Origin of the sequence: Morganella psychrotolerans (assembly GCF_001676055.1) — a bacterium.
Classification (GTDB): domain Bacteria; phylum Pseudomonadota; class Gammaproteobacteria; order Enterobacterales; family Enterobacteriaceae; genus Morganella; species Morganella psychrotolerans_B.
The window spans coordinates 288,768-306,611 of sequence record NZ_LZEX01000042.1 but is presented as its reverse complement, the minus strand read 5'-3'; the positions used below and the strand labels follow the sequence as shown (position 1 = coordinate 306,611).

18 protein-coding genes are annotated in these 17,844 nt (G+C 49.4%); 14 read left to right on the top strand and 4 right to left on the bottom strand.

Going from position 1 to position 17,844, the window contains the following annotated elements; genetic code table 11:
• Positions 1–40: 40 nt before the first annotated feature.
• Entirely contained in the window at positions 41–205 is a 165-nt protein-coding gene (locus AYY17_RS21650; protein WP_156656735.1) for a hypothetical protein, read from the top strand.
• A gap of 771 nt (positions 206–976) precedes the next feature.
• Here the strand turns inward: AYY17_RS21650 and epmB are convergent.
• The gene (gene epmB, locus AYY17_RS17045) at positions 977–2,005 is read right to left on the bottom strand and encodes an EF-P beta-lysylation protein EpmB (protein WP_067425663.1); all 1,029 of its coding nucleotides are present in this window, start codon (positions 2,003–2,005) and stop codon (positions 977–979) included.
• Between the two features lie 40 nt (positions 2,006–2,045).
• Here epmB and efp point away from each other — a divergent pair, with 40 nt between their 5' ends.
• Positions 2,046–2,612 (top strand): elongation factor P, encoded by a 567-nt coding sequence (efp, locus tag AYY17_RS17040; protein ID WP_067401172.1) that lies wholly within the window; start codon positions 2,046–2,048, stop codon positions 2,610–2,612.
• A gap of 85 nt (positions 2,613–2,697) precedes the next feature.
• Here efp and AYY17_RS17035 read toward each other — a convergent pair whose 3' ends face one another.
• On the bottom strand, positions 2,698–3,504 hold the full coding sequence (locus AYY17_RS17035) for a hypothetical protein (protein WP_067425659.1): 807 nt from the start codon (positions 3,502–3,504) through the stop codon (positions 2,698–2,700).
• 150 nt (positions 3,505–3,654) lie between these two features.
• Positions 3,655–5,310, bottom strand: a complete 1,656-nt coding sequence (eptB, locus tag AYY17_RS17030; protein WP_067425656.1) for a kdo(2)-lipid A phosphoethanolamine 7''-transferase — start codon at positions 5,308–5,310, stop codon at positions 3,655–3,657.
• A gap of 275 nt (positions 5,311–5,585) precedes the next feature.
• Between eptB and AYY17_RS17025 the strand changes: the two genes are divergently transcribed.
• The 12 genes from AYY17_RS17025 to AYY17_RS16970 all read left to right on the top strand — a co-directional run bounded on the left by AYY17_RS17025 (position 5,586) and on the right by AYY17_RS16970 (position 17,383).
• Positions 5,586–6,203, top strand: coding sequence for a 4Fe-4S dicluster domain-containing protein (locus AYY17_RS17025; protein ID WP_067425653.1), 618 nt, complete (start codon positions 5,586–5,588; stop codon positions 6,201–6,203).
• Positions 6,203–8,218, top strand: a complete 2,016-nt coding sequence (hyfB, locus tag AYY17_RS17020) for a hydrogenase 4 subunit B (RefSeq protein ID WP_067425650.1) — start codon at positions 6,203–6,205, stop codon at positions 8,216–8,218. The genes AYY17_RS17025 and hyfB overlap by 1 nt, the downstream gene beginning before the upstream one ends.
• Before the next feature lie 11 nt (positions 8,219–8,229).
• Positions 8,230–9,180: a respiratory chain complex I subunit 1 family protein gene (locus AYY17_RS17015; RefSeq protein ID WP_067425647.1), complete on the top strand. Its 951-nt coding sequence runs from the start codon at positions 8,230–8,232 to the stop codon at positions 9,178–9,180.
• 12 nt (positions 9,181–9,192) lie between these two features.
• Positions 9,193–10,635: a hydrogenase 4 subunit D gene (locus AYY17_RS17010; RefSeq protein ID WP_067425644.1), complete on the top strand. Its 1,443-nt coding sequence runs from the start codon at positions 9,193–9,195 to the stop codon at positions 10,633–10,635.
• A gap of 12 nt (positions 10,636–10,647) precedes the next feature.
• On the top strand, positions 10,648–11,298 hold the full coding sequence (hyfE, locus tag AYY17_RS17005) for a hydrogenase 4 membrane subunit (protein WP_067401183.1): 651 nt from the start codon (positions 10,648–10,650) through the stop codon (positions 11,296–11,298).
• A 4-nt stretch (positions 11,299–11,302) separates the two neighbouring features.
• A complete protein-coding gene (locus AYY17_RS17000) occupies positions 11,303–12,883 on the top strand; it encodes a hydrogenase 4 subunit F (protein WP_067425642.1) in 1,581 nt (526 codons plus the stop codon).
• Position 12,884: 1 nt separating this feature from the next.
• Complete coding sequence (locus AYY17_RS16995; protein ID WP_067401186.1) at positions 12,885–14,618, top strand: hydrogenase large subunit; 1,734 nt, start codon at positions 12,885–12,887, stop codon at positions 14,616–14,618.
• A gap of 15 nt (positions 14,619–14,633) precedes the next feature.
• Positions 14,634–15,185 (top strand): hydrogenase 4 subunit H, encoded by a 552-nt coding sequence (hyfH, locus tag AYY17_RS16990; RefSeq protein WP_067425640.1) that lies wholly within the window; start codon positions 14,634–14,636, stop codon positions 15,183–15,185.
• Positions 15,182–15,964, top strand: a complete 783-nt coding sequence (locus AYY17_RS16985) for an NADH-quinone oxidoreductase subunit B family protein (protein WP_067425638.1) — start codon at positions 15,182–15,184, stop codon at positions 15,962–15,964. The genes hyfH and AYY17_RS16985 overlap by 4 nt, the downstream gene beginning before the upstream one ends.
• Entirely contained in the window at positions 15,957–16,391 is a 435-nt protein-coding gene (locus AYY17_RS16980) for a formate hydrogenlyase maturation HycH family protein (RefSeq protein ID WP_067425635.1), read from the top strand. The genes AYY17_RS16985 and AYY17_RS16980 overlap by 8 nt, the downstream gene beginning before the upstream one ends.
• Positions 16,388–16,897 carry a hydrogenase maturation peptidase HycI gene (gene hycI / locus AYY17_RS16975; RefSeq protein WP_067425632.1) on the top strand — a complete coding sequence of 170 codons (510 nt, stop codon included), beginning with the start codon at positions 16,388–16,390 and terminating at the stop codon, positions 16,895–16,897. The genes AYY17_RS16980 and hycI overlap by 4 nt, the downstream gene beginning before the upstream one ends.
• 171 nt (positions 16,898–17,068) lie before the next feature.
• Positions 17,069–17,383 carry a hypothetical protein gene (locus tag AYY17_RS16970; protein ID WP_067425630.1) on the top strand — a complete coding sequence of 105 codons (315 nt, stop codon included), beginning with the start codon at positions 17,069–17,071 and terminating at the stop codon, positions 17,381–17,383.
• Positions 17,384–17,582: 199 nt separating this feature from the next.
• Here AYY17_RS16970 and AYY17_RS16965 read toward each other — a convergent pair whose 3' ends face one another.
• Positions 17,583–17,780: a YbdD/YjiX family protein gene (locus AYY17_RS16965; RefSeq protein ID WP_067366670.1), complete on the bottom strand. Its 198-nt coding sequence runs from the start codon at positions 17,778–17,780 to the stop codon at positions 17,583–17,585.
• Between the last annotated feature and the right edge of the window lie 64 nt (positions 17,781–17,844).

The window sequence follows — 17,844 nt, the reverse complement described above, 5'->3', positions numbered from 1 at the left end:
TTAAAAAAAACGCGATGTTATTGAAGTGACAGGTGAATTTATGTCTCAATATTCAAATCATGAAAACCTGAAGCAATCAGAAAAAGGCATTAAAACTCAACTATTTGAGTTGATAACATTCTCCGCCGGGATGGGGGGAGATGTGACAAGTGTAGATGGTGGTGAAATGGGCGGTGGTATATTAGGGAGCAGTTATGATCAATAGAACGTTTTTGCGATGGTTTTTAACCGTCGTATTACTATTGGCCTATTTTATAGTACTGGCACTCTTCGACTTAGGGTTTAGTTTAAATTTTACCTATAACTATACTGTTTTGGGGGCAGATGACCCGGTTAGTGTTTGGCGGGCCTTCGTCGATAGATTGCTTGTGGACCATAATAATGTGATGAACTATGTCTATTTAGGTACGCCAATCTTGCTGGTATTGTTATTTGTTATTCATAAGAAGATACGGTAATACCCGACAAAAAATACTAAACAGCTGTTAGCATAACAGGCTGTTTTTTATACGAAATCATAAGTCACAGGCGGCGGGCAAAAGAAACAGAAAGTGTGCGAGCCATGGATGGCGAACCTGGTTACGCGTCATCCTTTCGTCCATAGCCGCGTTGGCTGCGCTCAGTGGCACAGGTCACATACTTATGTATGCTCCCCGTGCCCCATCACTTGCCGCCTTGCTCTGAACGAAATGATTTAGCGTAATCGTTAGGATAATTGTCTGAATACACAAAAGCCACCGGAGATATTAACGGCGGTTTTTTTTATATCTGGATTTCCGGCACAGGTGACGGGCAAAGAAAACAGAAAGCATGCGAGCCATGGATGGCGAGCCTGAGCGCACATGGATGTGTTTACAGCGACTTTCTGTTTTTGCCCGTTGCCGGTGCGGTCATCGTAATCCCTGGTTATATGGACATATGCTATTTAGCTAATCCTGGCTGCCGGCATCCATGATAATCGGTTATAAATTTATACTTAATTTTGACGAAGCTGAAGATCAACCAGCGTTTTGCTGGGTTCACCACCGATTTCGCGCGTCAGGCGCGGCACCAGATAACCGGACACGCGCGGAAGAAGGTCACGCATTATCTGCCGGGCTTCATCGTCACTGATCAGAAAATGTGCCGCACCCTGTACTTTATCCAGCACATGCAGATAGTAAGGCAGAATACCGGCATCGAAGAGTGCATTGCTGAGATCGGCCAGAATACCGGCATCATCATTAATACCGCGCAGTAAAACCCCCTGATTCAGCAGTGTTACGCCCTTTTCCCGTAACTGATGCATTTTTTTCTTCAATGCATCATCAATTTCATTCGCGTGATTGATATGTGTGACTAAAATTATCTGTAACCGGGAGTCGTGCAGGCGGGCAGTCAGTGCGTCCGTAATACGCTCAGGGATAACCACGGGCAGGCGGCTGTGAATACGCAGACGCAGAATATGCGGGATGGCTTCGAGTTGTGTGAGCAGCCAGTCCAGCTCATTATCTTTCGCCATCAGCGGATCACCGCCGGAGAAAATGATTTCATTGAGTTCGGGATGGTTAGCGATATAATCGAGCGCCTGTTGCCAGTTATGTCTGGTGCCTTTATTGTCTTCATACGGAAAATGGCGACGGAAGCAGTAGCGGCAGTTGACTGCACACCCGCCTTTTACTAAAAGCAGCGCCCGGTTGTGATATTTATGCAGTAACCCCGGAACAACGTTGTGTTGTTCATCCAGCGGATCTTCAGAAAACCCGGGTGTCAGGTCAAATTCAGCCCTGTGCGTCATGGTCTGAAGCAGTAACGGATCCCGCGGATTGCCTTTTTCCATCTTTGCGATGAAAGGGCGGGGAACGCGCAGTGCAAATAACCGGCGGGCATCAAGGCCGGCACGCCAGTTTTCATCCTGTTCCAGACCCAGAATTTCCAGTAATTCGGTTGGATTGGTGACAGAATCAGCAAGTTGTTGTAGCCAGACTTCTCGGGCAAGTGGTTTTTGGGTTACAATATCGACCATTTTTTTGGCTATGCCATTTATTTAAAATTAGAGGATTTCCATGGCTACTTATAGTACCAACGATTTTCGCCAAGGTCTTAAAATTATGTTCGACGGCGAACCTTGTGTGGTTGTCGAGAGTGAGTTTGTTAAACCGGGTAAAGGCCAGGCATTCGCCCGTGTGCGTCTTCGTAAACTGCTGACCAACCGCCTGCTGGAAAAAACGTTCAAATCAACAGACTCAGCCGAAGGCGCTGATGTTATGGATATGAACCTGACTTACCTGTACAACGACGGTGAGTTCTGGCATTTCATGAACAATGAAACCTTTGAACAACTGGCTGCGGACGAAAAAGCGGTGGGCGATAACGCCAAATGGCTGATCGACCAGGCAGAATGTATCGTTACTCTGTGGAACGGTCGTCCTATCTCTGTTACCCCGCCAAACTTTGTTGAACTGGAAATCGTTGAAACGGATCCGGGTCTGAAAGGCGATACAGCAGGTACCGGTGGTAAACCGGCAACACTGAGCAGCGGTGCCGTGGTTAAAGTTCCTCTGTTCGTACAGATTGGTGAAGTGATCAAAGTTGACACCCGTTCAGGTGAATACGTTTCCCGCGTAAAATAAGATTTTGATACCGGATTACAAAACCGCCGCTGATTCAGCGGCGGTTTTTTTATGATTTTTATTTTGAATTTACCACTGTGGCGATTCAGTAATACTGGTACTGATAGTAAGTGGCATATTCCATTGTCTTTTCATCACCATTGTTTGAATTAACCGTTTTATTCTTTTCTGTCAGGCAATTGCCATGAGTGTCACGCTCTTCACAGAGACGGGTAAATGTTTTCAGACCGCCGTCCGGGCGTTGCTGTATGACAGTTTCACTCTCACGCTGCCCTTTATCGTTGTAGCGGTAATCCGTTGTGCTCAGGTTCTGATCATCGGTTATCTGAATGAGTTGCCCCAAATCATTATAGTGATACTGATAAACAATATTGTTGCCGGAAACCTGAGTGGCGAGTGTGGTAATGCGTCCGTCTTTACGGGTGATATAGGTTTCATCCGTTACTGTGCCATCGGCGTCCCGGTCAGTTGTACGAAAGCTGATAATCTGATTTTGCTTATCTTTGGTAAACACGCGCTCTGAGAACATATTGGTTTTCTGACCGTGTTTGTCAGTCTCATAACTGTTTGTCATCAGATCCGGCGTGGACGGGTCAATGGCGGCCCTGATTGTGGTGGTTACACCGGGCATATAAACCGTATCAATCTTTTGTGCATAGCGGGTGAGCTTACCGCAGGATGATAACTCAAAGTCTGTCGTATTATTGTGAGAGGTTCCGACAGGAAGAGTGCTTTTGACACTGACGGATTTTACCGGGCCCGCAATAATCTTCTGGGTTATCAGTGCGGTATTATCTGTATTAACACGGCGCTGTTCACTGGTGCAATTTTCAGCAGCATGAACCGTCGCAATAGTAAAAGGGAACAAGGGAATGAGCAGATATTTTTTCATTATTTATGAGTATATGCAGTGTATTTTTACCGGGACATCAGCGTGACAGATTTTCAGTAAAATATGAAGTAAAAGACGCGATAAAAAAGCCGGCATATGAATGTTCATATACCGGCAGTTTGAATGACGTTGGATATCCTCAGATAAGGATCAGCGGAAACAAAGATTATTTTTGTTATTGATACCACCGTCTGAAGAGGTAAACCCGGTACAGCCGAGAATACTGTCAAATAATTCATAATGGAAAAATGTTCGTACCCGGCTGTTTTCCTTCAGATTATCAAACAGAGTTTTATTGTTTTTTATGTAAGTGTCTGACATCCAGACAATAAATGGCACGTTAAACTGTTCATCCGGCGCGATATGCCGTGGTGTACCATGCAGACGGGTGCCTTCTCCCCCTCCCAGTGATTCACCGTGATCTGAGGTATAAAAGACAATGGCATTTTTGTCTTTCAATTTTTCTGTCAGATTGTGCAGAACATAGTCTGTATACAAAATAGAATTATCATAGGCATTTATCTCTTCTTCACTGCTGCATTCTGTTTCCGTATCCAGGCATTCGGGTAAAAATTTCCGGAATTCCGGCGGATAGCGTTTGGAGTAGAAGTGATGTGAGCCTTTGGTATGTAAAATAATTAAATTCATTCCGTTTTTACGGCGTGAAATAACGTCATCGGCTTCATTGAGCAATAATTCATCATAAATAGATTTACCGGATGAGCTGTGTTTTGAAGTGATCATTTCGCGGATCAGATAATTATCCAGATCGAGTTTGTTATAAAACCAGACCTCACTCTGCATAGAAAATAACTCTGAGGTAAACCCGAGGGATTTCATCACAGAAAAGACATTGTTTTCAGTCACTGTTCTTTGTTCATTATCTTTCACGCCGCCTTCACGCACAAACATACAGCGCAGTGAGAGTTTTGTGGAGGTATCACAGGAGCGTCCGTCAAAGGCAATAACATTCGGATCTGCGGCGAGCAGCGGGGTGGTTTCCCGATCATAGCCCAGCAGTTGCATATGATCCCCGCGCGCGGTTTCACCAATCACAAATATCACATATAAATCTTTATTTTGCGGTGCCGGGGTATAGGTAAATTCTTCCGCCGGGTCAAAAATATTGCTTTCATTAAAGGTATCGTCATATTTGACAATCGCAAACTGGAATAAAGGAATAATCCAGTTAGAGGGTAAATAGGAATATCCCAGCCCGCCGCCATAGCTGGCAATATCAATATTCTTTTCTTCTTCTATTACTTTCTGATGACGATCCGCGGTTTTAATATAGGTAAAAACGGCTGCCGGGATAATCACAAAGGTTATCAGAATGAGCAGCCATTTGTGTTTTTTGTTTTGAATGACCGTCTTTTTTGCGGACCAGATAAGGATTAGTGCGGGCAGGGACAGCAGGGCAAACCAGAGATAGAACTGATTGTTCACCGCTTCCTGTGATAAATCGACATCGGTTGTCAGGGTGGAAATTAAAATACCGTAGCCGATAACCACATCATAAAATGTAATGTAATAACTACAGGCGACACTGATCAGGATAATGAGGCTACTGAGGATTTTAAAGCTCAGCAGGCCGGTTGCGGCGATCAGTCTGAATAAGAAAAAGCTGAACAGAATATTAACGATGACTTCTGCAATGACATAAAACACCCCGTTGTTACCGGACAGTAATAACTGACTGTCGGCGCGGGAAAAATAGACCGCGTAGTTCAGAAAAAAACCGAGAAAAACGGCGAGAATAACAGAAATAGTGAGATCACTTCTTACTATGTTTGACAATGGTCGCATGGGCATCGGGTATATCACTTCATTGCTAAAGACATTTAGAGATAACATCAGATACTTAGTTCAATATTTCTACGCCAATCATTTCATGTTTTTTATCCCCCTTTCTTTCTGATACCGGCATTTTTTGTCGTCATTAGTGTCGGTTCGACATCGTTATCACCTAAAATAAACATCTAGTCATTTGATAATAAACGAATTTTAATCATGGCATGAAAAATGCTTAATGAATGCATCAATCTTTATGACTCGTCTGATTTTATTGGAGGGTGAGGCGAATGAATCGCTTTGTTATTGCCGACCCACAACTCTGTATCGGATGTAATACTTGCATGGCGGCCTGTTCTGAGACGCATAAACAGCAAGGATTACAAACACATCCGCGACTGACTGTGGTAAAAATTGGGGAACTGACTGCGCCGATGCTTTGTCGCCAGTGTGATGATGCCCCGTGTGCCCGTGTGTGTCCGGTCAATGCCATCACACATGAAAATGACATGATCGTGCTGAATGAAAGTCTGTGTATCGGCTGCAAACTGTGTGGTCTGGTCTGTCCGTTCGGGGCAATTACCCCGTCAGGCAGCAAACCTGTCGATATGCCGGATTTCTTCGAACAATATGTGCCGAAAGAGATGCTGCTGGATGTTCCTGACAGCCTGCCGACCATGAACCCGTTCCTGGCATGGAATGCCGGTATCCGCAATGTTGCAGTGAAATGCGATATGTGTGATTTCAGCGAAGACGGTCCGGCCTGTGTGAAAGTCTGTCCGACCGATGCGCTTCATATTGTTGAAGAGAATCAGCTGGAAAGCGAAAGCGCGAAACGCCGTACGGCATCTGTCGATGCGATGCCGCCGGAATTCGACGTTTTTGTCTCACGACAGGAGAATCCATAATGACATCGCTTGAACTGCTATTGTGGTCGGTTTCCCTGTATACCGCAGGGGGCTTTATTTCGCTGCTGTTTAAACAGCAGGAAAAAATGGCGATTTATGTGGCCGGTATCACTGCCATTATCGGCGGTATTCTTGGTTTATTCAGCGCCATTCCGGTACTGATGAGCGGCGAAACACTGACGTATTTTGCTCAGGGTCCGTTCCCGTTTGCCCATTTTGTTGTTCGTCTCGACGGACTCGCCGCCTTTATGGTGATGGTGATTTCACTGCTTGTGACGGTCAGCGCCTTGTATTCCCTTAACTATGTACAGGAATACATCGGACGTGGCGCATGGAGCATGGGGTTCTTCCTGAACCTGTTTATTGCGTCCATGGTTGCCCTTGTTGTGATGGATAACGCATTCTACTTCATTATTTTATTTGAAATGATGTCGCTGGCGTCATGGTTCCTCGTGATAGCTGATCAGGATGAAAAATCAATCCGCGCCGGTCTGCTCTACTTCTTTATTGCGCACGCCGGTTCTGTGCTGATTATGATCGCCTTCTTCCTGATGTGGCGTGAAAGCGGCAGCCTGGATTTCGATTCCTTCCGTCAACTCACACTTTCTCCTGCGATGGCATCGGTTGTGTTTCTGCTGGGCTTCTTCGGTTTCGGTGCAAAAGCGGGTATGTTGCCGCTGCACAGCTGGCTGCCACAGGCTCACCCGGCGGCACCTTCTCATGCTTCTGCACTGATGTCTGGTGTGATGGTAAAAATTGGTATCTTCGGGATCATCAAAGTGGGTATTGACCTGCTGGGTGCGACTCAGGGCTGGTGGGGCATTGTTGTGCTGGCCTTTGGTGCGGTCTCGTCTGTTCTCGGCGTTATGTATGCGCTGGCGGAGCACGATATCAAACGTCTGCTGGCCTGGCATACCGTGGAAAACATCGGGATTATCCTGATGGGCGTAGGTGTGAGTATGGTCGGTATGGCAAATGATATGCCGGTACTGGCGACCATTGGTCTGCTCGGGGCTATCTATCACTTACTCAACCATGCCGTATTTAAAGGATTACTGTTCCTTGGCGCGGGTGCGGTTATTTACCGTGTTCATACCCGTGACATGGATAAAATGGGTGGTCTGGCAAAACTGATGCCACTGACAGCCACTGCATTCTTAATCGGTTGTATGGCTATTTCTGCATTACCACCGCTCAATGGCTTTGTCAGTGAGTGGTACACCTATCAGTCACTGTTCTCTATGAGTCATGACGGTACATTCATCATGCGTATCAGTGGTCCGATTGCGATTGTCATGCTGGCAATTACCGGGGCATTAGCCGCGATGTGTTTCGTGAAAGTGTACGGTGTCAGCTTCTGCGGCGGTCCGCGCAGTGAACAGGCAACGCATGCCCGCGAAGTACCGTGGACAATGACAACGGCAATGTTAATCCTGGCGGCGATATGTGTGCTTCTGGGTGTGGGCGCAAGTGTAATCGCACCAGTGCTGGCAAAAGTGGCGATGTCACTGACCGCTGCAACGGATGTGACTGTTGCTCAGGGCGCGATGCTGGTGCCGGACAGTGCATCTCAGGCAATGATTTCACCGGTAATGACCTTTGTTCTGCTGCTGGGGCTGCCGCTTATCCCGCTGGTTATCTATCTTGTCTTTAAAGGCAAACAGATGGACTCCCGCCGTAAAGGTGATGCGTGGGCGTGTGGTTATGCATGGGAGCAGGATATGTCTGTCTCTGCCGGCGGATTTACTCAGCCGCTGCGCTCTATGTTCGCACCGCTTTACCGTATGCGTAAACAGCTTGATCCTTCCGCCCGTCTGGCGCGTGCCTTAGAAGTGACCACCACTGGTGCCGGGAAAGTTGAGCCATTCTGGGATGAACGGATCATTTATCCGCTGGTCCGCGGTATTAACCGCTTTGCCAAACGCATTCAATGCCTCCAGGGCGGCGACTTCAGACTTTATTGTCTCTATGTCGTAGCCGCACTGGTGGTCTTGCTTGTCGTGATTGCGGCGTAAGGAGAGAAACCATGTCGATTCAGGAAACACCAACATTGATGACGGGGTTCTTTGCAGTAGTTCAGGCGATTGCCCTGCTGCTGTTTACGCCGCTGTTTACCGGCATCTCCCGTCAAATCCGTGCAAAAATGCACTCCCGTCAGGGACCGGGCATTATGCAGGATTACCGTGACATTATTAAATTATTCAAACGTCAGTCTGTGGCACCGCGTGATTCAGGCGCCATCTTCCGTGTCATGCCGTATGTGCTGCTCAGCAGTATGCTGCTGCTGGCAATGGCATTACCGGTAGTGACCTCCACATCACTGTTCAGTGGTGCGGGTGACATCATCATCGTGCTCTATATTTTTGCGCTGTTCCGCTTTTTCTTCTCGTTGTCCGGTCTGGATACCGGCAGCCCGTTCGCCGGTATTGGTGCCAGCCGTGAGCTGACCCTCGGCGTATTAGTAGAGCCGACCTTGTTTCTCGGCCTGCTGGTGGTTGCACTGATCGCCGGTTCAACCAACATCGGCACAATCAGTGCGGTGATGAGTGAAGGCTGGATCTCACCAACAGCTACATTCCTGGCATTGCTTGCCTGCGGATTTGCGACCTTTATCGAAATGGGGAAAATCCCGTTTGACGTCGCGGAAGCAGAGCAGGAATTACAGGAAGGACCGCTGACCGAGTATTCCGGTTCCGGTCTGGCAATGGTGAAGTGGGGGATTGGTCTGAAACAGGTAGTGGTTGCTGTTCTGTTTCTGTCTATTTTCTTCCCGTTCGGTAGTGCCGGTGTGATAACCGCAGGCAGTCTGCTGCTTGCTCTGGTTCTGATGCTGGTGAAACTGCTGGTGATTTTCGTTCTGGCATCGCTGGTCGAAAATAGTCTGGCCCGTGGTCGTTTTTTACTGACGCATCATGTGACCTGGTTAGGATTCGGCGTTGCGGCGCTCGGATTCGTGTTCTATCTCACCGGTCTGTAAGGAGCGACAAGCATGTTAGAAAATATTGCACTGGCGACCCTGATTATTCCGTTTATCGGGGCGTTGCTGGTCAGTTTCCTGCCGACGCGCATGGCTCCGTGGCTGAGTACATTAGTCGCATTGCTGGCGTCTCTCGGTACGGCAGCACTGGGCTGGCTTTATCTCGACGGCGGAAAGATTGCCACCACCATTGAACTGGTTCAGGCCGGTGATGTGGCGCTGTTTGGTTTCACCATTGATGGTGTAAGTACCCTGATCGCCTTCGCGGTGGTCTTCCTCGGCTTCCTGATTTGCCTGTACTCCACCGGTTACCTGACAGAAGGCAACCGCGAGCACGCGCACGGACCAACCCGCCGTTATTACGCTTTCCTGCTGATTTTTATCGGTGCGATGGCAGGTGTGGTGCTGTCCTCCACGATTTTAGGACAGTTACTGTTCTTTGAAATCACCGGGGGCTGTTCCTGGGCACTGATTGGTTATTATCAGACAGAAAAAGCGCAGCGTTCTGCGATGAAAGCCCTGCTGATAACCCACGTCGGTTCACTCGGACTGTTCATGGCGGCAGCAACACTGTTTATCAGTACCGGCACGTTTGCACTGAGTGCGATTGGTCAGTTGGATGAAGCGCAGAGCCTGATTGTCTTCGGCGGAATTTTATTCGCAGCATGGGGTAAATCAGCGCAGTTACCATTACAGGCCTGGTTACCGGATGCGATGGAAGCACCTACGCCGGTGAGTGCGTATCTGCACGCCGCGTCAATGGTTAAAGTCGGGGTGTATATCTTTGCCCGCAGCATTATGTCGTCAGACCATGTGCCGGAAATTATCGGCTGGGTCGGTGTTGTAATGGCTGTTATCACCATGATTTATGGTTTCATGATGTATCTGCCGCAAAAAGATATGAAACGTCTGCTGGCGTGGTCAACTATCACGCAACTGGCGTATATCTTCCTGGCACTGTCTCTGTCCATCTTCGGCTCTAAAGAAGCCTTCGACGGCGGTATCGCGTACATCTTTAACCATGCGTTTGCAAAAAGCCTGTTCTTCCTGGTCGCCGGTGCGCTCAGCTACAGCTGCGGTACCCGTATGCTGCCGCGTCTGCGCGGTCTGGCAAAACGCTATCCGTTACTGGGTGCGGGTTTTTGTGTGGCAGCGCTGGCGATTGCCGGTGTACCACCGCTTAATGGTTTCTTCAGTAAATTTCCTATCTTCGCGGCAGGCTTCGCGTTATCTGAACAGTTCTGGATCTTCGCGCCAATCATGGTGCTGGTGTTGATCGAATCTGTTGCCAGTTTCGCATGGCTGCTCTACTGGTTCGGGAAAGTCGTACCGGGTGAGCCTAGTGAAGATGTGGCCAATGGCGCGCCTGTGCCGTGGGCGATGCAGTGGGTTATCGGCCTGCTGATCATCATGTCCTTCGGCTCAAGTGTTATTGCCGTCAGCTGGCTCAGTTAAGGGAGAGAAAGTATGACTGGTTCAATTATTGTGAATAACCTGGCGGGGCTGATGATGATCACTTCGCTGCTGGTCATCGGTGCGAAGCGCCCGGTGGCCTCCTGCTGGTTCTATGCACTTCAGTCTCTGGTGCTGGTGGCGATTTTCGCCACTCTCTCACAGACTCTGGATGCACCACAACTGGCAATGTGGGCGGGTACTGCGTTCGCGACAAAAGTTATCCTCGTGCCGCTGATTATGGGCTATGCGTTTCGTAAATTGTCGGATCCGACAGCTGACGGCGGAGTGATAAGCCCGGCGGTTCTGATGCTGGCAGCGGCCGTGATTGTGGTGCTGTGCTGGTTTGTGGTCGAGCCGGTGAAACTGCCGATGGTAGCGGATCTGAAACCGGCATTAGCCGTTTCGCTGGGACACTTCATGCTGGGGCTTTTGTGTATTGTGACACAGAAAAATATCCTCAAGCAGGCGTTCGGTTACTGTCTGATGGAGAATGGTTCGCACCTGACACTGGCTCTGCTGGCGTATAAAGCGCCGGAGCTGGTGGAGATAGGTATCGCGACGGACGCCATTTTTGCTGTGATTATCATGGCGGTACTGGCACGTAAAATCTATCGCACGCTCAACACACTGAACGTGGATCAACTGACCGCGCTGAAGGGGTGATGAGATGAGCCAAACTATGTTGTTAACGTTATTAATGGCAACGCCGCTGGTGATTTCACTGCTGGCGTTTATCTGCCGCGCACTGGGCGGCGGTGCAAAAGCCGCTGTCACCCTGGTGCATACCGCGGGTATCGCGCTGCTGCTGGTATTTTCTCTGTGGATGGTTTTCACCATTGGTGAAGAAGGTGATCTGCTGATGGCAGAGCGCTGGATCCATCTGGACAGCTTGTCCGGGTTGTTCCTGGCTATCCTCGGTATTGTCGGCTTCCTGACAGGGCTTTACTCCATCGGCTATATGAATCACGAAGTGGCTGACGGTGAAATCAGTGTCGGAACACTCTGTAATTATTATGGATTTTTCCATCTGTTCCTGTTCACCATGCTGCTGGTTATCACCAGTAACAACCTGATCCTGATGTGGGCGGCGGTTGAAGCCACAACACTCAGTTCAGCGTTCCTGGTGGGGATTTACGGACAACGCTCTTCTCTTGAAGCCGCGTGGAAATACATCATTATCTGTAGTGTGGGTGTGGCATTTGGTCTGTTCGGCACCATTCTGGTTTATGCAAACGCCGCAAGCGTCATGCCTGATCCGGAACTGGCTATCTTCTGGACTGAAGTGCTGAAATATACTTCACTGCTTGATCCGACGCTGATGCAACTGGCATTTGTGTTTGTGCTGATTGGTTTCGGTACAAAAACCGGACTGTTCCCGATGCACGCCTGGCTGCCGGATGCGCACAGTGAAGCACCAAGCCCGGTATCAGCGCTGCTCTCAGCCGTTCTGCTGAACTGTGCGCTGCTGATTATCGTGCGTTACTACATCATTATTACCTCTGCTATCGGCGGTGAGTTCACACAAACACTGCTGCTGGTCTTCGGATTGCTTTCTGTCGCAGTTGCTGCGTTCTTTATCCTTATTCAGCGCGATATGAAACGTCTGCTGGCGTATTCCAGTGTGGAAAACATGGGACTGATTGCGGTAGCTCTGGGTATCGGCGGTCCGTTAGGTGTGCTGGCAGCACTGCTGCACACACTGAACCACAGCCTGGGCAAAACCCTGCTGTTCTGTGGCTCCGGTAACGTGTTACTGAAATACGGCACCCGTGATATCAGTGTTGTTAAAGGTATGCTGCGTACCATGCCGTTTACCGCAGTCGTCTTTGCGGGCGGTGCGCTGGCACTGGGCGGTATGCCGCCGTTTAACGTCTTCCTGAGTGAGTTTATGGTGGTGGTTGCCGGTCTGGCTGCCAATCATTTCTGGCTGACGCTGCTCCTTTTGATCCTGCTCACTATCGTTCTCGGCGGGTTGGTTAGAATGGTATCGAAAACCTTATTCGGCGCACAGCCTGACTGTGTATCGCGCGGCGAATTAGGGCTCCTGACGACATTGCCGATGGCCATCCTCATTGTACTGATGCTGGTGATGGGCACCCACATCCCGCAGCCGGTCAGCCGTCTGCTCGAAAATGCCGCCACGATTGTCCTGACGGACAGTTCATTACCAGGCACAGAATTAACCACCCCGGACTACCGCTGGCCGTGGGGTGTTGATACAACATCCATATCATCGCAGGAGAAATAACGTGAGCTATCAGAATTATACAGATACCCTTCATGGCGTTCGTAAAGGCGCGGGCTATCTGGCACAGGTCCGCGAGAAATTTCCCCATGCGGTGCTGGAAGAAGAGTGGCAGACAGCAAACCAGCTGACTATCACCATCAAAACTGAAATGTTGCCGGAAGTGGTTGAGTTTCTGTACTACGGCTGTGGCGGCTGGCTGCCGGTGCTGTGGGGCAATGATGAACGTCCGCTGAACGGACAGTTTGCGGTTTATTACGCGCTCTCTATGGAAGAAGGCGAAAAATGCTGGGTAACAGTGAAGGCGTATGTCAGCCCGATTACTCAGGAATTCCCGTCAGTGACACCGCGTGTACCTGCCGCAGTGTGGGGCGAGCGTGAAATCCGTGACATGTACGGGCTGCGTCCTGTCGGCCTGCCGGATGAGCGCCGTCTGGTGCTGCCGGATGACTGGCCGGATGATCTCTATCCGCTGCGCAAAGACACGATGGATTACCGTCAGCGTCCTGCACCAACCACAGATACTGAAACGTACCAGTTTATCAATGACAGTAAAGTCGACAGCCGTATTGTTCCTATCGGTCCGCTGCATATTACCTCTGATGAACCGGGGCACTTCCGCCTGTTTGTTGATGGTGAGCGGATTGTGGATGCGGACTACCGTATGTTCTATGTTCACCGTGGCATGGAAAAACTGGCTGAAACCCGCATGGGATATAACGAAGTCACGTTTTTATCCGACCGCGTCTGCGGCATCTGTGGTTTCACCCACAGTGTGGCGTACACCTCTTCTGTTGAAAATGCCCTGGGTATTTATGTGCCGCCGCGTGCGCACACTATCCGTACCGTATTGCTGGAAGTGGAGCGTTTGCACAGTCACTTGCTGAACATCGGTTTAGCCAGTCACTTTACCGGTTTTGATACCGGTTTTATGCAGTTCTTCCGTGTGCGTGAAAAATCCATGACCATGGCTGAATTACTGACCGGTGCCCGTAAAACCTACGGAACCAACCTAATCGGCGGTGTGCGTCGCGATTTCCTTAAAGAACAGCGCGTAAAAACTATTCAGCTGGTACGCGAGATGCGTGCTGATGTTACACAGCTTGTGGATATGCTGCTGAGCACGCCGAATATGGAACAGCGTACTGTGGGTGTGGGGCGTCTGGATCCGCAGGTTGCCCGTGATTACAGCCCGGTAGGTCCGATGATCCGCGCCAGCGGCTTCAAACGCGATGTGCGTTTTGATCACCCGTTTGCAGACTACGGCAATCTGCCGAAAACCCTGTTTACCATGGATGGCTGTGATGTTTACTCACGCGTGATGGTGCGGGTGAAAGAGGTTCTGGATTCTCTGGCGATGATTGAATATGCGCTGGATAACATGCCGGAAGGTCCGATCCTGACAGAAGGCTTTACCTATCAGCCACATAAATTTGCGCTGGGTTACACCGAAGCACCACGCGGTGAAGATATCCACTGGAGCATGCTGGGTGATAACCAGAAACTGTTCCGCTGGCGCTGCCGTGCGGCAACTTATGCTAACTGGCCGGTACTGCGCTATATGCTTCAGGGAAATACCGTTTCCGATGCGCCATTAATTATCGGTAGCCTGGATCCTTGCTACTCCTGTACTGACCGTGTGACGCTGGTTGATGTGAAAAAACGTAAAGCGAAAACCGTGGCGTATAAAGAGATTGAGCAATACAGCATCACCCGTAAAAATTCACCGCTGCTGTAAGCCGGAGGGAATATCATGTTTAAATTATTTAAAACCCTCCGCAATGCGGGGACAGCAACTATCAAATATCCGTTTAAACCACTGGAAGTCGCGCATGGCTTCCGTGGTAAACCGGAATATGACCCGGAACAGTGTATTGCCTGCGGCTCCTGTATTTCAGCATGCCCGGCGAATGCGCTGACGATGGAAACGGATCTGGAAAGTGGCGAGCGTCGCTGGCAGTTGTTCCTCGGACGCTGCATTTATTGCGCGCGTTGCGAAGAAGTGTGTCCGACCCGGGCCATTCATCTGACGGAAGAGTTTGAAACGGCAGTGATGAACAAAGCGGATCTCTATATGAAAGGGACATTCCGCTTACAACATTGCCGCCAGTGCGGGGAAGCGTTTGCACCGAAAAAATCGGTGGATTACGCGATGGCGCTGATGGTCGCGTCAGGTGTTGAAGAGAGCGGAATTGAAGCATTGCGGCCGATGTATGAAACCTGTCCTTCGTGTAAGCAGAAAAATAACCTGCGTAACAATGATCGCCAGAACTTCCGTCTGCATATTGAGGGAGCAAAATCATGAGTTTGCCGGAAATCCCAGTCAATCATTATGTCAGCAAACCTGTTCAGATAGATGAGCAGGTAGCAAAATTAAAAAGTACATTACTGAAAGATATCAAGCGCTCCGCGTATGTTTACCGCGTGGACTGCGGCGGGTGTAACGGGTGTGAAATCGAAATTTTCTCCGCGATAACACCTGTGTTTGATGCGGAACGCTTCGGGATCAAAGTCGTCGCATCCCCGCGTCATGCTGATATCTTACTGTTTACCGGTGCGGTAACCCGTGCCATGCGTATGCCGGCGCTGCGCGCCTATGAGTCCGCACCGGATCCGAAGATTTGCATCTCTTACGGTGCCTGCGGCTGTGGTGGCGGTATTTTCCACGACCTGTATTGCGTCTGGGGCGGCAGTGAGCACATTGTGCCGATCGATGTCTGGATCCCGGGCTGCCCGCCAACACCGGCTGCGACTATCTATGGCTTTGCGGTGGCACTCGGTCTGCTCAATCAGAAACTGAAAGCGCAGGATCATGTTGAAGCGGAAGGCGAACGTGTTGAATTATTGCTGCCGTCGATTCCGCTGGCAACCCGTGTGATGATCGAGCGTGAAGCGCGTCGTCAGGCGGGCTATTTTCAGGGACGTGAAATCAGTGATCGTTTCCTGACCCTGCTGGAAAATGCCACACCGGAACAGGTGAAAAGCACCATGCAGGTCTGGCTGGATGAAGAACAGGATCCGCGCCTGCGCGAGATAGTGAATCGTCTGGTGACCGTATTACAACAAGGAGGCATTCATGCCTGAACAGACACCCAATCACGCGGACACGGACGGAAAAGTCATCTTCTGGTCACTGAGACAAAAATTTGTCGATACAGATGATGATGTTCCTGAAGAGGCTCAGCAGGTGATGTATTACTCACTGGCAATCGGCCATCATGTTGGCATGATTGATTGTCTGAACACAGAGCTGACCTGCCCGCTGAGTGGTTATCAATCCTGGGTTAATGCGCTTCCCGAAGGGGAGGCGCGCCGTAAACTTCAGGGATTGATCACTTTCGGTGAAATCAATATCGATGCGTCGCACACCAATATGCTGGCGCTGGCGCTTGATCCGCTGTTGAAAGATCAAAACCCGGACTTTCGTGAATGGAGCGCCACGCTTATCCGCCTGTTAGGGGAAATTGAGCGTGAGCCGGCAATTTATCTGATAGTGAAGCGACGCCCATGAGTGAAATAACCGCAAAAAATGTCATGCTGGCAGTCGGAAACAGCATGATGGGTGATGATGCCGCAGGTCCGATGTTGTATGACCTGATGCAGGAGAATCCGGTTGATGGCTGGATTGCCATTAACGGTGGCAGTGCACCGGAAAATGTGGCGCATCAGGTACGCGCACTGAAACCGGAACGTCTGTTGATTGTCGATGCCGCAGATATCGGTCTCAACCCCGGGGAAATCCGTATTATTGACCCGGATGATATCGCTGAAATGTTCATCATGAGCACGCATAATCTGCCGCTGAACTTTCTGATTGACCAACTGAAAGAAGATATCAGGGAAGTTATTTTTCTCGGCATTCAGCCGGATTTGGTTGCTTTTTACATGCCGGTAAATGAGAAAGTGACCAGTGCTGTTCAGCAGGTTTATGCTGCACTGCCGGGGTGGACTGATCTTGGCGGATTCACCTTGTTTGAAGGTGAAGAAGACGATGAGGATGACAGCGCAGTTATATAATCGCGCTGGTTATTAATGAAAGCCGCTGTGATCAGAGACGATCAGGCGGTTTTTTTTATAGTTTAATTTACCTGAATACAGAAATCAGGGTTGAAATTGGCTATATTCAGCGGGAAATTTTTTTTTATGGTACAGAGGATTTTATCTTCTGATACTGAGACTTAACACACCATGAAAAAAAGAATTGTCGTTATCCCGCTTATATTATTACTCACATCCTGTGCAACCAAACAGTACCCGCTGGCGGCAACTGTGACACCTGAAGAATCGGCATTAATGGATTGCCGTGATCTTAAAGTTGAGATTGCCAAAACGCGCGGAATACAGCAACAAATTGAAAAAACAGGAAAATTTGATGGCAAAACAGTACTGGGCTTTTTCGGGGACTTCGGGATTGGTAACGGAATAGCCAAAAGTGATGCCAGGGCAGATGCGGCAGTTCGTCTGAGCCAGCTGATGCAGTTACAGGAAAAAAATTGCCGCTGATGTATACCCTTATTCATTCAAACTGCAGGTTCGTTGGCCGCACTCAGATAGTCAGGTCACATACTAATGTATGCTCCCCGGCAATCGGAGCTTGCCGCCTTCCTGCATTCTGAATGACGTTGGGTATATTGCCATTGCTGACAAATAAAAATACCGCAAATTTTTGCGGTATTTTTTTATCTTAAATCAGATCAGAACATCAGCAACACTTCGGTCCGCCTTTGCTGCCGTAGCGGGCATCCTGGCGATCACGGAAAAACTCTTCATAGGTCATCGGCGTCTGATCAGGATGGGTATTTTTAATATGCTGCACGTAATTATCGTAATCGGGGACGCCAATCATCATTTTAGCGGTCTGCCCGAGATAACGTCCTGCTTTTGCGAGAGTATCAAACATAATTATGACCCTGAAGCTGTCTTGCGGATGGAAAACCGGCGGTTGCCCGCCGGTATCAGTACAA

Bases quoted from the DNA above. Each gene is read 5' to 3' on its own strand.
- AYY17_RS21650 (WP_156656735.1), top strand. From the start codon at position 41: ATGTCTCAATATTCAAATCATGAAAACCTGAAGCAATCAGAAAAAGGC.
- epmB (WP_067425663.1), bottom strand. From the start codon at position 2,005: ATGGTCGATATTGTAACCCAAAAACCACTTGCCCGAGAAGTCTGGCTA.
- efp (WP_067401172.1), top strand. From the start codon at position 2,046: ATGGCTACTTATAGTACCAACGATTTTCGCCAAGGTCTTAAAATTATG.
- AYY17_RS17035 (WP_067425659.1), bottom strand. From the start codon at position 3,504: ATGAAAAAATATCTGCTCATTCCCTTGTTCCCTTTTACTATTGCGACG.
- eptB (WP_067425656.1), bottom strand. From the start codon at position 5,310: ATGCGACCATTGTCAAACATAGTAAGAAGTGATCTCACTATTTCTGTT.
- AYY17_RS17025 (WP_067425653.1), top strand. From the start codon at position 5,586: ATGAATCGCTTTGTTATTGCCGACCCACAACTCTGTATCGGATGTAAT.
- hyfB (WP_067425650.1), top strand. From the start codon at position 6,203: ATGACATCGCTTGAACTGCTATTGTGGTCGGTTTCCCTGTATACCGCA.
- AYY17_RS17015 (WP_067425647.1), top strand. From the start codon at position 8,230: ATGTCGATTCAGGAAACACCAACATTGATGACGGGGTTCTTTGCAGTA.
- AYY17_RS17010 (WP_067425644.1), top strand. From the start codon at position 9,193: ATGTTAGAAAATATTGCACTGGCGACCCTGATTATTCCGTTTATCGGG.
- hyfE (WP_067401183.1), top strand. From the start codon at position 10,648: ATGACTGGTTCAATTATTGTGAATAACCTGGCGGGGCTGATGATGATC.
- AYY17_RS17000 (WP_067425642.1), top strand. From the start codon at position 11,303: ATGAGCCAAACTATGTTGTTAACGTTATTAATGGCAACGCCGCTGGTG.
- hyfH (WP_067425640.1), top strand. From the start codon at position 14,634: ATGTTTAAATTATTTAAAACCCTCCGCAATGCGGGGACAGCAACTATC.
- AYY17_RS16985 (WP_067425638.1), top strand. From the start codon at position 15,182: ATGAGTTTGCCGGAAATCCCAGTCAATCATTATGTCAGCAAACCTGTT.
- AYY17_RS16980 (WP_067425635.1), top strand. From the start codon at position 15,957: ATGCCTGAACAGACACCCAATCACGCGGACACGGACGGAAAAGTCATC.
- hycI (WP_067425632.1), top strand. From the start codon at position 16,388: ATGAGTGAAATAACCGCAAAAAATGTCATGCTGGCAGTCGGAAACAGC.
- AYY17_RS16970 (WP_067425630.1), top strand. From the start codon at position 17,069: ATGAAAAAAAGAATTGTCGTTATCCCGCTTATATTATTACTCACATCC.
- AYY17_RS16965 (WP_067366670.1), bottom strand. From the start codon at position 17,780: ATGTTTGATACTCTCGCAAAAGCAGGACGTTATCTCGGGCAGACCGCT.